General features: G+C 49.6%; 12 protein-coding genes and 1 rRNA gene. 1 reads left to right on the top strand and 12 read right to left on the bottom strand.

The window, feature by feature from the left end; all coding sequences use genetic code 11:
* Positions 1-2: 2 nt before the first annotated feature.
* Positions 3-707, bottom strand: a complete 705-nt coding sequence (gene ispD / locus ACSR9A_RS00065; RefSeq protein WP_473755029.1) for a 2-C-methyl-D-erythritol 4-phosphate cytidylyltransferase — start codon at positions 705-707, stop codon at positions 3-5.
* A 56-nt stretch (positions 708-763) separates the two neighbouring features.
* The gene (locus ACSR9A_RS00060) at positions 764-1861 is read right to left on the bottom strand and encodes a PIN/TRAM domain-containing protein (protein ID WP_341279802.1); all 1098 of its coding nucleotides are present in this window, start codon (positions 1859-1861) and stop codon (positions 764-766) included.
* A gap of 149 nt (positions 1862-2010) precedes the next feature.
* Here ACSR9A_RS00060 and ACSR9A_RS00055 point away from each other — a divergent pair, with 149 nt between their 5' ends.
* Positions 2011-2406, top strand: coding sequence for a DUF1573 domain-containing protein (locus ACSR9A_RS00055; RefSeq protein WP_338553311.1), 396 nt, complete (start codon positions 2011-2013; stop codon positions 2404-2406).
* A gap of 192 nt (positions 2407-2598) precedes the next feature.
* Here ACSR9A_RS00055 and pssA read toward each other — a convergent pair whose 3' ends face one another.
* The 10 genes from pssA to rrf form a co-directional block, all read right to left on the bottom strand.
* Positions 2599-3345, bottom strand: coding sequence for a CDP-diacylglycerol--serine O-phosphatidyltransferase (pssA, locus tag ACSR9A_RS00050; RefSeq protein WP_341279804.1), 747 nt, complete (start codon positions 3343-3345; stop codon positions 2599-2601).
* Between the two features lie 87 nt (positions 3346-3432).
* A complete protein-coding gene (gene disA / locus ACSR9A_RS00045; protein WP_473755050.1) occupies positions 3433-4509 on the bottom strand; it encodes a DNA integrity scanning diadenylate cyclase DisA in 1077 nt (358 codons plus the stop codon).
* Between the two features lie 10 nt (positions 4510-4519).
* Complete coding sequence (radA, locus tag ACSR9A_RS00040) at positions 4520-5887, bottom strand: DNA repair protein RadA (protein WP_341279805.1); 1368 nt, start codon at positions 5885-5887, stop codon at positions 4520-4522.
* Between the two features lie 156 nt (positions 5888-6043).
* Positions 6044-6394 carry an antibiotic biosynthesis monooxygenase gene (locus ACSR9A_RS00035; protein ID WP_473755028.1) on the bottom strand — a complete coding sequence of 117 codons (351 nt, stop codon included), beginning with the start codon at positions 6392-6394 and terminating at the stop codon, positions 6044-6046.
* A 16-nt stretch (positions 6395-6410) separates the two neighbouring features.
* Positions 6411-6836 (bottom strand): ankyrin repeat domain-containing protein, encoded by a 426-nt coding sequence (locus tag ACSR9A_RS00030; protein ID WP_341279807.1) that lies wholly within the window; start codon positions 6834-6836, stop codon positions 6411-6413.
* Positions 6837-7117: 281 nt separating this feature from the next.
* Entirely contained in the window at positions 7118-9589 is a 2472-nt protein-coding gene (gene clpC, locus ACSR9A_RS00025; RefSeq protein WP_473755027.1) for an ATP-dependent protease ATP-binding subunit ClpC, read from the bottom strand.
* Positions 9590-9591: 2 nt separating this feature from the next.
* Positions 9592-10671 (bottom strand): protein-arginine kinase McsB, encoded by a 1080-nt coding sequence (mcsB, locus tag ACSR9A_RS00020; protein WP_473755026.1) that lies wholly within the window; start codon positions 10669-10671, stop codon positions 9592-9594.
* 24 nt (positions 10672-10695) lie between these two features.
* Entirely contained in the window at positions 10696-11220 is a 525-nt protein-coding gene (gene mcsA, locus ACSR9A_RS00015) for a protein-arginine kinase activator protein McsA (protein WP_046234191.1), read from the bottom strand.
* A gap of 40 nt (positions 11221-11260) precedes the next feature.
* Positions 11261-11722, bottom strand: coding sequence for a CtsR family transcriptional regulator (locus ACSR9A_RS00010; RefSeq protein WP_341279810.1), 462 nt, complete (start codon positions 11720-11722; stop codon positions 11261-11263).
* A gap of 490 nt (positions 11723-12212) precedes the next feature.
* Positions 12213-12329: ribosomal RNA gene (gene rrf, locus ACSR9A_RS00005) — 5S ribosomal RNA — on the bottom strand.
* Positions 12330-12383 lie beyond the last annotated feature (54 nt).

The raw sequence follows: 12383 nt of genomic DNA, 5'->3' as shown, positions 1-12383 counted from the left end.
AGTCAGCCTTCCCCTCTCTCCCGCTTCGCGAGCAAAAACTCCGCCCATGGCAAATCCTCAGGCGTCGTAATTTTTATATTTGTATAATCGCCTTCCGCTACGGCAACCGGTACACCCATTCGCTCGACAACCATCGCGTCGTCCGTCCCCAAAAACCCCTCTTCTTGGGCCTGCTCATGCGCACGCACAAGCAGTTCACGACGAAAAGCCTGCGGCGTTTGAATCGCCCACAAGCTTCGGCGGTCAGGCGTCGAAACGATCAAGCCGTTATCGCCCACCTGTTTAATCGTATCCTTCACAGGCACGGCCAGCACGGCTGCACCCACACGCTCCGCCACGGAGCAGCAGGTGCCGACCGCAGCTGCCGTCACAAGCGGCCGCACGCCATCATGCACCATGACCCACTCTATAGTAGGCGAAAGCGCCTGAATGCCGCTGTACACTGAATGCTGCCTTTCGCTGCCTCCTGCGACAACCGCCTTCACCTTGGCGATGCCATAGCGGCTGACCAGCTCTTCTACTCGCCCCACATCATCAGCGCCGACAACGACGATTATTTCTGCAAGGTTATCGAGCGAAGCGAACAGCTCAAGCGTATGTACAACAATCGGCTTGCCCTGCATTTCCAGGTACTGCTTGCTTTCTTTTGTCCCCATTCGCGAACCGCGTCCGGCCGCGACGACGACAACTCCCCATTTTGCCCCCATGTCGTATTCCCCTCAAATCTCTGTGCCGGTATTGTATCCCCTCTATCATACCTTTTTTACTGTGCTTTTTCCAACAGCTTCGGCTTGGCGAAAATCATCCGTCCCGCAGACGTTTGCAGCACGCTCGTTACAAGCACTTCCATCGTCGTGCCGATGTATTCGCGTCCACCCTCCACAACGATCATCGTGCCATCATCGAGATAAGCGACACCTTGTCCATGCTCCTTGCCGTCTTTAATGACCTGCACAATAATTTCTTCACCTGGCAAAACTACGGGCTTCACGGCATTCGCCAAATCATTAATGTTCAAGACGGACACACCTTGCAGCTCGCACACCTTGTTCAGGTTAAAATCATTCGTCACCACTTTGCCATGCAGTGCCTTAGCCAGCTTCACCAGCTTGCTGTCCACCTCGCTGATTTCCTCAAAATCTCCTTCATAGATAAGCACACGCACATCAAGCTCTTTCTGGATTTTGTTCAAAATATCCAGCCCTCGGCGGCCGCGGTTGCGCTTGAGCAAGTCCGAAGAATCGGCAATATGCTGCAGCTCCTCCAGCACAAATTCGGGAATGACCAGCGTTCCCTCGATAAAGCCGGTTTTGCAAATGTCGGCGATCCGCCCATCAATAATAACGCTCGTATCCAAAATCTTATGCTCCTCGAAGCCGCTCGTCTCATCAATAGCGGGAGCCGCTTTGCGCTGGTTCCACAACTCAATGAGCTTTTCTGTCAGCTCATCCCGCTTGTTCCAGGAAATTCGCACGCCCAGATAGCCAAAGAACAGTGCCATAATGGCCGGCAGCATAACACCTATGCCTCCAATGTCCGACACCGCCGGATACAGCAGCACCGACAGCAGCAGCCCTACGAACAATCCCGCTGCACCAGCAAGCAAATCCTTGACCGGCATGGCCGAAGTCTGCTCCGCCCCACGCTGCATTAAACGAATGAGCGGATTTGCTGCCAAGGTCGCGAGAATGACCCCGCACAATGCGCCGATTCCGACATTCATGTAATAAGTGCCGGAATGCTCAAGCATCCCAATAGATGGCTCAGCCCATAATCCCGATAAACTGGTCATGCTGTGAAGCTCGCGTCCTGCCATTGCACCTAACATTATTCCAATTAATTGAATGATACGTCTTACCATATTCATCCACCTCCATTACAATTATGTTCCAATTGGGAACACTCTAACCGTCAAAGGTGAATGATTTTTCATTTTGAAATGCGGACCAAGTAAGCTTATAATGGAAACAAGATCAGAAGTTGCTAAAGTTGATGAAAGAGGTGTAACCGATGAGCGCACCAACATTGGATCAATTTCAACAGCAAGTATCCGAGTTACTGCTAAGGCATCGGAGCCTGCTGGATGTAATGTCAAAGTTTGGGCAGGCTGGAACGTCCGTCAATCGTGCGGTAACGAAAGCCGTGACCGACTGCGGCTGCATTGAGCTTGCGGCCCGCAAGCAGCACTATTCCGATGAACCGAACCTGAAGAGCGCGAAAGAAACATTGCAAAGCCACCTTTCTGGCGAGCTATGCGAGCACTGCCGCGATGTGCTTAAGGCCGATCTCGGACGCAACCTGTTCTACATGACCGCGATGTGCAATCTGCTGGATATCCAGTTGGATGAAGTCATCGCTGATGAGTATGACAAATGCTCAACGCTTGGCCTATTTAATTTAACGTAAAGCGAATGCCTGCAAAGCCATTGCTACCTCCACATAATGATGCAAGATGCCAAGCGTAAACGGCTGTCGCCGTCCTTTGGCGACACAGCCCATTTCAACAACAAAACAAGCTGTAAACCACGCTTACATGGTTTACAGCTTGTTTGTTGTTTCCTGTGTATTGATGAAAAATGCTTCTACGCTAGCTGCACGCTAGGCAATCGTCTCCGATTGCACCTGCTCCTCGCTTAACTCCGCATGCTTGTTTTTACGTCTGCGCGGTTTTATGCGCCGATCAACGTTTTTTTTTAAGCCCCACAGCGCGTATAGCAGAAGAGGGATGAAAATCAGCTTCGACAAATATTGATTGAACCAAATACCGATAACGAGCGAAAACACGACGATAATCGGCACGACCCAAATCGCGCTCTTCGGAATGCCAAACTTCTTAAAATTCGGGTAACGAACCGTGCTCACCATAAGAATGGAAAGAGCAAGCGTGCTGATTAACAGCACAATAACCGAAATATCATTTTTGAATAGAGCCAGCGTTGCCAAAACACCACCAGCTGCTGGAATCGGCAGCCCGATGAAATAACCGCTTGGCGTCTTCGTTACAACATTAAATCTAGCCAGCCGCAAAGCCCCGCAAATCGGGAATAACGCGGTAATTATCCAAGCCACTGCTGTATTTAAATCCTGAAAAGCGACTACATACATAATGAACGCTGGAGCTACTCCGAAGGAAATAACATCGGATAACGAATCGAGCTCCTTGCCAAATTCGCTCTGTGCATTAAGCGCACGTGCCACTCTGCCATCTACGCCATCAAGCAGCATTGCGATAATAACCATCATCGCTGCTATTTCAGGTTTCTCATTAAACACCATAATAATGGCGATTACGCCAAGAAACAAATTCCCCACCGTGAAAAGGCTCGGTATTGACTTTATAATCATCTGTTCCACCTCTTCTCTACTATGCCCTAAGACCAAACACAAATGTATGATGATCGGGCCGTTCACATTCCATCAATTGTATGGGATTTAGATTTGCCTGTCAATGAACATTTGATCCTGGATCCGTTTCAAACCTTCCTTGATTGCCCTCGCCCGGACTTCTCCAATTCCGTCAACATCATCCAGTTCACCGATTGTCGCCATCATAATATGCGGCAGTCTTGCGAAGCGCTCGACCAGATTATTCATAATAATGAGCGGCAAGCGCGGGATTTTGTTCAACAGACGATAGCCCCGCGGTGAAATGGATTCTTCCGCCATAGACGCGGTATGCGGATAGCCTAGAAGGCGGATAAATGGCGAAGCATCGAGCAGCTCATCCGAGCTCAGTTTTTTCATCGCCACCCGGATTTCCCGAATTTTCTCATCTGAATTGTCTTTCGCATAATCCTTCAGCAAGTACCAAGCATCCTCATCCACACCATCGACCAGTTCTTCCAGCTGCATGGCAATGAGGCGTCCTTCCGTTCCCAGCTCGGTCACATAACGCTTAATTTCCATTTTGACGCGCAGCACCATTTCTACACGCTGTACGACATGAGCAACCTCCTGCAGAGTGACCAACTCTTCGAACTCAAGTACGGACAAATTTTTAAACGATTGGCCCAGCACCGCCTTATATTTCTCCAGCGTCTGAATCGCCTGATTCGCTTTGGTCAAAATGTTGCCCATTTCCTTGAGCGCATACCGCAAATTGCCTTGATACAGCGTAATAATATTTCGGCGCTGCGAAATGGATACGACAAGCTTACCCGTCTGCTTGCCTACCCGCTCCGCAGTACGGTGGCGGATTCCCGTCTCAATCGACGGAATGGAGCTATTCGGAATAAGCTGCGTGTTCGCATACAAAATCCGCCGCATATCCTCGCTCAAAATAATCGCACCATCCATCTTCGCAAGCTCATACAAATAGTTGGGCGAGAAGTCGCAATTGATGGAAAAACCTCCATCTACAACTTCCATCACCTCAGGACTATATCCGACAACGATTAATGCCCCCGTCTTCGCCCGCAGCACGTTCTCTAAGCCGTCACGGAACGGGGTACCGGGCGCGACTAGCTGCAAAAGCTGGTTCATCGTTTCTAGCTGGCTCTGTTCCTTCATCATCTTCCCCCTATCCTAGTGCTGCCGAGAGCGCTTCCGCTACGGTGTTTACACCAATGATCTCAATAGATGCCGGCGGCTTCCAGCCCTTCAAGCTTCTCTCCGGCATAATAACGCGTTTGAAGCCCAGCTTCTCGGCTTCCTTTACCCGCTGCTCAGCACGCGAAACAGCACGCACCTCGCCTGTCAGACCAACTTCTCCGAACACAACGTCGTAAGGTCTCGTTGGCGCATCCCGAAAGCTGGAAGCGAGACATACCGCTGCTGCTAAATCAACGGCTGGCTCATCCAGCTTAATGCCGCCTGCTACATTCAAATAAGCATCCTGCGTCTGAAGAAACATGCCGTTTCGCTTCTCAAGCACAGCAATGATCAACGCCATGCGATGATGGTCAAGCCCAGCCGTCATGCGCCTCGGTGATGGGAAATTCGTCGTCGCCACCAGCGCCTGCAATTCCACCAATACAGGACGGGTTCCCTCCATGCTCGCAACAACAATAGAACCTGCTACGCCAAGCGGACGCTCAGATAAAAACAACTCAGAAGGATTCAGCACCTCACGCAAGCCTTCCTCGCCCATTTCGAAAATTCCGATCTCATTCGTTGACCCGAACCGGTTTTTCACCGCGCGCAGCAGCCTGTAGGTGTGATGACGCTCACCTTCAAAATACAGCACGCAATCGACCATATGCTCCAGCATCCGCGGCCCGGCAATGGCGCCTTCCTTCGTCACATGCCCGACCAGCACCGTTGCAATCCCTTTGATTTTGGCTACTCGCATGAAATGCGCTGTGCATTCCCGAACCTGGGATACGCTGCCCGGCGCTGATTGCACACCCGGATCATAAACCGTCTGGATGGAGTCAATAACGAGAAAATCGGGGTCCACCGATTCAATCGCCTCGTTAATATGATCCATGTTCGTTTCGCAAAGCACATACAAGGATTCCGTCAGCGCACCAAGCCGATCCGCTCTTAGCCTCGTTTGCCGCACCGATTCCTCACCCGAAATATAGAGAACCTTCAATCCCTTCGTTGCCAGTGCATGCGAGGTTTGCAGCAGCAGCGTGGATTTTCCGATACCGGGGTCGCCCCCTACCAGCAAAAGGGAGCCCGGCACAACGCCTCCGCCAAGTACGCGGTTGAGCTCCTTCAAGCTCGTTTCAATGCGCGGTTCCTTCCCGCTCTCTATATGTATGATCGATTGTGGCTTTTCTTTCGTTTGCGCAACACGCAAACCGACTCCCTGCGTCTTGACAACGGTTTCCTTCTCTTCAATCATGGAATTCCATGACTGGCACCCTGGGCATTTGCCCATCCACTTTGGCGACTCTGTTCCACATTCATTGCATACGAATTTCGTTTTTATTTTTGCCATGTCCGGCTCCTTTTACTAAAAAACACTATCATTAAAAGTTTACCATTTAATGTGGATTGTATAAACCCCTACTTCCTTATACGCAAGAAAGTTCCCTGTCATCCTTATGAGGAAGAAGGGAACTTTCTGAAAAAGACAACCTATATACGCTATCCTTTAAGTTTGAATAGCCGCTTGCCGCGCCACAATAACGCGATGGGTTGAAAGCTGAGAACCGAGCATAATGACTTCATTTTGTTGGCTGTGGCAGCCTTCGCCTGCCTTCTTTTGACGATGTGCATGGGCCTGACGGAAGGAGTCGCTGTTGACCCAGCCTTCAAACGACGCTTTATTTTCCCATGTAGTGCCCACTCTCAGCTCATCATAGTCCACCAAGTTTTCCATAAGCAGCACTTCCATCCGGATAAAGCCGGGAGAAAGCTCAATTCCCTTCGTATGCTGGAATCGCTCGGCTACGGCTTCCCCGTGCCCTTTTTTAACTTTAATGGTGTTCGTAACCACGATCATGATGTTACTCCTCCTATCAAGCCTGAAGGCTTTCCAAATAAGCATAAACGCAGCGCGACTCCTCGCCACCCATCTTGGCATGAACGATGAGCGGAATACCATGCGAGCCAATGGCATCTTTCGCCGAGGGGTCGTCACTTAAAATCGCATGAACCACTTCCAGCTTGCCTAACATCGCCGCAGCAAACAAATCAAGTCTTGCTCCACGCTCCAGCAAATACAGCGCAATATCCCTGCGCCCGACATGAGCGGCTGCGCCTAGCGCATTTTCCCAATCACCATCGCCCCAGTCACAGGCAGCGTGCAGCAGCTCCGGCTCTTCATTCAGCATTTGCTTTACCTTGTCAAAATCCATATGCGCTGCTCTAACGAACTGCTTAATATATTCATTTGATAAATATGACGCCTCTTCAGCCGTTATTCTGGCCGCATGCAAACCCATACCCTATTACCGCCTTCCGTCATCTATTTACGTTCTTTGTCTTTTTATATGAAAGAGTTTATCGTTAAAATATCGCCTACTCTTTATAAGATACACGATAATGATTCTCATTGTCAAATAAAAAAAGAATAGAATCCATCTGCCGAGCACATAAAAAAGCTTCCAGAATCCGTCATGTTCACGGGTTCTGGAAGCTTTCTTTTGTTGTGCCAAGCTGCATAAATCTAGCTCATCGGTTGTGCTGATAAGCTGTGATCAGTTGTGCAGCATCCTCACTTTTTTTATGATTTAGCTGCCGGCTCTTCGGATGCCTTCTCCAAATCAAGAGGCTCCGCTTTCGTAACCGTCAAAGCGCCATCTTTCTCATCAATCGTGAATCGGTCACCTTTTTGAATGCTGCCCATGAGCAGCTCCTCGGACAACCGGTCCTCGATATGCTTCTGAATCGCACGACGCAGCGGACGCGCACCATATTGCGGATCAAAGCCTTCCTTCGCCAAAAATGCTTTCGCTGCGTCGGTCAGCAAGAAGTCAACATCTTGCTCACGCAGGCGTTTGCGCAGATCGTCGGACATCAAAGTCACGATTTCGGCGATATGCTCCTGCTCCAGCGAATGGAAAACGATTGTTTCGTCAATCCGATTCAGGAACTCAGGGCGGAAGCTCTTTTTAAGCTCAGCCATTACTTTATCCTTCATTTGGATGAAGTCACGACCAGCGTCGTGAACAGCTGTGAAGCCCAGCGAAGAATTCCGTTTAATTTGATCCGCGCCCACGTTCGACGTCATAATGATCAGCGTATTGCGGAAATCGACTACACGGCCTTTAGAATCAGTCAGACGACCATCTTCCAGCACCTGCAGCAAAATGTTGAATACTTCTGGGTGAGCTTTCTCAATCTCATCGAGCAATACAACCGAATAAGGCTTACGGCGTACTTTCTCGGTCAATTGACCGCCTTCCTCATAACCAACATATCCCGGAGGCGCCCCAACGAGACGGGAAGTCGAATGCTTCTCCATATATTCCGACATATCGATGCGGATAATCGCATTTTCATCGCCGAACATCGCTTCTGCAAGCGCACGAGCAAGCTCAGTTTTACCTACACCCGTTGGACCGAGGAAAATGAATGAACCCATCGGGCGCTTCGGATCCTTCAGGCCAGCACGAGCACGGCGCATAGCGCGCGAAACCGCTTTGACTGCTTCTTCCTGGCCGATGACACGACCGTGAAGAATCGATTCCATTTTCAGCAGACGCTCGGTTTCTTCCTCTGCCAGCTTGCTTACCGGAATGCCGGTCCAGCTCGCTACTACCTGTGCAATATCCTCAGGTGTCACTTCGGAATCCGTACGTCCTTGTTTTTCTTTCCATTGGTTTTTCGTAATATCCAGCTCTTCGCGCATCTTCTGCTCGGTATCGCGAAGCGCAGCCGCTTTCTCAAACTCCTGACTTTGAACAGCGGAGTCTTTCTCCTTGCGGATATCCTCCAGACGGTTTTCCAGCTGCTTAAGGTTTGGCGGAATCGTATACGAGTTGAGGCGAACTTTCGAGCCCGCTTCATCAATCAGGTCGATCGCCTTATCCGGCAGGAAACGATCCGTAATGTAGCGGTCGGACAGCTTAACCGCTTGAACAATTGCTTCATCGGTAATTTTCACCCGGTGATGGGCTTCATAACGATCGCGCAGGCCGTACAAAATTTGTACCGCTTCTTCTGGCGAAGGCTGATCTACCGTAATCGGTTGGAAACGGCGCTCCAGCGCAGCATCCTTCTCGATGTATTTGCGGTATTCATCCAGCGTAGTCGCACCGATACATTGCAGCTCGCCACGTGCTAGCGCCGGCTTCAAAATATTCGAAGCATCAATCGCGCCTTCAGCTCCGCCTGCACCGATCAGCGTATGAAGCTCATCGATGAACAGGATGATATTGCCGGCTTGGCGGATTTCATCCATAATTTTTTTCAGACGATCCTCAAACTCGCCGCGATACTTCGTACCAGCTACGACAGAGCCCATATCAAGTGTCATTACGCGTTTGTCGCGCAGCGTTTCCGGAATTTCGTTTGCAATAATTTTTTGCGCCAGTCCTTCGGCAATCGCCGTTTTACCAACGCCGGGTTCCCCGATGAGAACCGGATTGTTTTTCGTCCGGCGGCTAAGCACTTGAATAACGCGCTCGATTTCCTTACTGCGGCCAATAACCGGATCGAGATTGCCTTCTTTAGCAAAGGAGGTCAAATCGCGGGCAAGTCCGTCCAGCGTTGGCGTGCTCACATTAGAAGGAGCGCCATGGTTGCTGGAGATTGCTTCGCTGCTGCCAAGCAATTGCAGCACTTGCTGGCGTGCTTTATTCAGGCTGATGCCGAGATTGTTCAGCACGCGGGCTGCAACACCTTCGCCTTCACGAATGAGTCCGAGCAAAATATGCTCCGTACCCACATACGTATGGCCGAGCTTTCTCGCTTCATCCATAGAGAGCTCAATAACCTTTTTCGCACGTGGCGTATAGGCAATGTTAGTAGGCTGCTCCTGCCCTCTTCCGATCAAAGCTTCAACCTCATCCTGGATTTTCTCTAGGCCCAGGCCAAGTCCAATCAGCGCTTTCGCGGCGATGCCTTCCCCTTCACGAATCAGTCCAAGTAAAATATGCTCTGTACCAATATTGTTATGTCCAAGACGAACCGCTTCCTCCTGCGCCAATGCAAGCACCTTCTGTGCCCGTTCCGTGAATCTTCCGAACATCATCGTTACGCACCCCCATGTTCCATTTGACTTCGCAACTGCTTGCGAATAAGTTCTGCCCGGCGATAATCCCGCTGCTCCGCATTCATCGTTTCCTTAAATACTTGCTGCAAGAAGCCAGGCTGCGTCATAATCATTAATTCATTCATGACTTGAGGCGTTATATTATCCAGCAATCCCAGATCAACGCCCAACCTTACATCTGAAAGCCGCTGTGCCGCTTCCTTCGTATCCATAATAGCCGCATAGGATAAAATCCCATAAGACCGCTTTACTCTATCTTCAATGCGCAGCTTAGACTCAGCAAGAAGCCGTATTCGAGCTGCTTTCTCATGCTCAATAATTTGTCTGGCTACGCTGTACAAGTTGTCAATAATTTCAGACTCAGATTGACCGAGTGTAATTTGGTTCGAGATTTGAAACACATTGCCAAGCGCTTCACTACCTTCGCCATACAATCCGCGAACCGCGAGTCCGACCTGCGTGACTGCCTGCAAAATTCGATTGATTTGCGATGATAGCACGAGAGCCGGCAAATGTACCATAATGGATACGCGGATGCCTGTTCCAACGTTGGTCGGGCAAGTCGTTAAATAACCGCGTTTCTCATCAAAAGCATATTCGGTCTCCGCTTCAAAAATATCATCGATCCGATTCGCCAGCGTCCAAGCTTCCTGAATTTGAAAACCCGGATATAGGCATTGAATTCGCAGATGGTCTTCTTCATTAATCATAATGCTCACCGATTCATTATCGCTGAGGATGAAGGCTCCGCCTCGAGATTCATTAGCCAGATTAGGGCTAATCAAATGCTTTTCGACCAGTACACGCTTCTCCAGCTCCGTAAGATCGGCTAACACGATGGTATCAAACTGGCCGATAGGCTCGAGCTTTCCAGATGCTCCTATAGCAGCCAGCTGCTCCATAACCTCGAGCGACTGCTCCTTCGTAGCGAGCAACGGAAACGGATGATGGTTCAAATTTCTGGCAATGCGTATACGGCTGCTGATCACGATATCTGACTCTGGACCATCCCCTTTCATCCAATCGCTTAACGCTTGCTCTGAAAAACGACGACTCTCCAAGAGGTATCCTCCTTACTTCACGACTTACAGCTCTGCTATTTTACGCTCAAGCTCACGAATACGATCCCTGATTTGAGCCGCACTTTCAAATTCTTCTTGCTCAATACGATCATACAACTCGCGTCTGAGCTGATCAAGTTCTCGTTTATTTTGCAATTGCCCTCCGGAGCGTTTCGGAATTTTCCCCGTATGCACCGTACTACCATGTACCCTTTTAAGCAGCGGATCTAACTTATCTGAAAAATGTTTGTAGCAGGCGCTGCAGCCAAAGCGTCCGATCTTGCTGAACTGCGCATAAGTAAATCCGCATTCGTCACAGCGTATGACTGGGCAAGGCTTCGTCCCTGCTGAACCCGATGTTCCAGATGGATCAAAATCAAGCAGACCCGACAGCAAGCTGTGGATAGAGAAGCCATTCGCCGTTCCCGGAATACCTTCTCCCCGTTCACGCGCACAAGCTTCACAAATGTGAAACTCCGTCTTCTCTCCACCGACAATCTTCGTAAAATGAAGCGTTGCCGGCTTCTTGCCGCATTCCTGACAAATCAAGACGTATCACCCCTTTCCATGCGCGATACGCACGGTAAAGTTACTTAACCAGAAGCGATATAAGCATCGCTCTCAGCAAACGGGCCCTTAGCTCATCACGCAGCGGCAGCTTGACGGCAATGGTTTCCCGATCAATTGCTGCACGCAGCAGCTGCGCCTCGCGTTTCGTGACCATCAGCGCTTCTTCAAGCTGATAAATCAGCCCTTCCGCGACGCTCTGCTCCACGCAATCTCCAATCGTCTGCCGAATATGAAACTGAATCGTCTGCAAAGCTGGCAGCTCTACCCGTTGAATCCGGACATAACCTCCGCCTCCACGCTTCGATTCGACCATGTAACCCTTCTCCAGCGTAAAACGCGTACTAATCACGTAATTAATCTGGGAAGGGACGCACGAAAATTTCTCAGCCAGCTCATTACGCTGTATTTCCACCGAGCTTTCCGTACTTTCCTGCAGCATATTTTTTAAATACTGTTCAATGAGATCGGAAATGTTTCGCATATCACCAACCTCCCTGGTACTGCATGGAGCACAAGCTTACGCTTATTCATATGCAGCTCCAACTGACTTTGACTTTCTTTGACTTTAACTTTATTATACGCAAAATTTAAGAAAGGTCAAGAGATGGAATCTTAATTTTCTGACTATTCATCCACAAGCTATTATGCACAAGGCTACTACCTAGCATGATGCGAAAAAGCACTAATTATACCCGACTAGCCTAGATCAGTCCTATTTATAAACAGGCTGTGCATAAAAAGTGAACGAATGTGCATAACTCATGTTTACATTATGTTCATATAACGCCGATCAAACTTACCCACATGTGAACAACCGCGCTAACACGGACTTATACACGCCACAAAAAAAATACTATGCACCTCATCCACGGCTGTAGATAAGTTGTGCACAGCATTTTCAATATATGATTGTCTAACTCTTTTACAAGACAACAAAAAACCTGCCGCAATGATTGCGACAGGCTTCTCGTGCTTGGCGACGTCCTACTCTCCCAGGACCCTGCGGTCCAAGTACCATCGGCGCTGGAGGGCTTAACGGTCGTGTTCGGGATGGGAACGCGTGGTTCCCCTCCGCCATCGCCACCAAACGGATTGCATACGGGTATTGCTACCCTCAAAACTGGATGCGAAAGACAAAGTGT

This window comes from Paenibacillus sp. R-74696 (genome assembly GCF_055814915.1).
The sequence above is the reverse complement of the archived record's forward strand: the minus strand, read 5'-3'. Positions and strand labels throughout refer to the sequence as shown.

Excerpts from the sequence above, each read along its gene's own strand:
- ispD (WP_473755029.1), bottom strand. The coding sequence starts at position 707 with ATGGGGGCAAAATGGGGAGTTGTCGTCGTCGCGGCCGGACGCGGTTCG.
- ACSR9A_RS00060 (WP_341279802.1), bottom strand. The coding sequence starts at position 1,861 with ATGGTAAGACGTATCATTCAATTAATTGGAATAATGTTAGGTGCAATG.
- ACSR9A_RS00055 (WP_338553311.1), top strand. The coding sequence starts at position 2,011 with ATGAGCGCACCAACATTGGATCAATTTCAACAGCAAGTATCCGAGTTA.
- pssA (WP_341279804.1), bottom strand. The coding sequence starts at position 3,345 with ATGATTATAAAGTCAATACCGAGCCTTTTCACGGTGGGGAATTTGTTT.
- disA (WP_473755050.1), bottom strand. The coding sequence starts at position 4,509 with ATGAAGGAACAGAGCCAGCTAGAAACGATGAACCAGCTTTTGCAGCTA.
- radA (WP_341279805.1), bottom strand. The coding sequence starts at position 5,887 with ATGGCAAAAATAAAAACGAAATTCGTATGCAATGAATGTGGAACAGAG.
- ACSR9A_RS00035 (WP_473755028.1), bottom strand. The coding sequence starts at position 6,394 with ATGATCGTGGTTACGAACACCATTAAAGTTAAAAAAGGGCACGGGGAA.
- ACSR9A_RS00030 (WP_341279807.1), bottom strand. The coding sequence starts at position 6,836 with ATGGGTTTGCATGCGGCCAGAATAACGGCTGAAGAGGCGTCATATTTA.
- clpC (WP_473755027.1), bottom strand. The coding sequence starts at position 9,589 with ATGATGTTCGGAAGATTCACGGAACGGGCACAGAAGGTGCTTGCATTG.
- ACSR9A_RS00010 (WP_341279810.1), bottom strand. The coding sequence starts at position 11,722 with ATGCGAAACATTTCCGATCTCATTGAACAGTATTTAAAAAATATGCTG.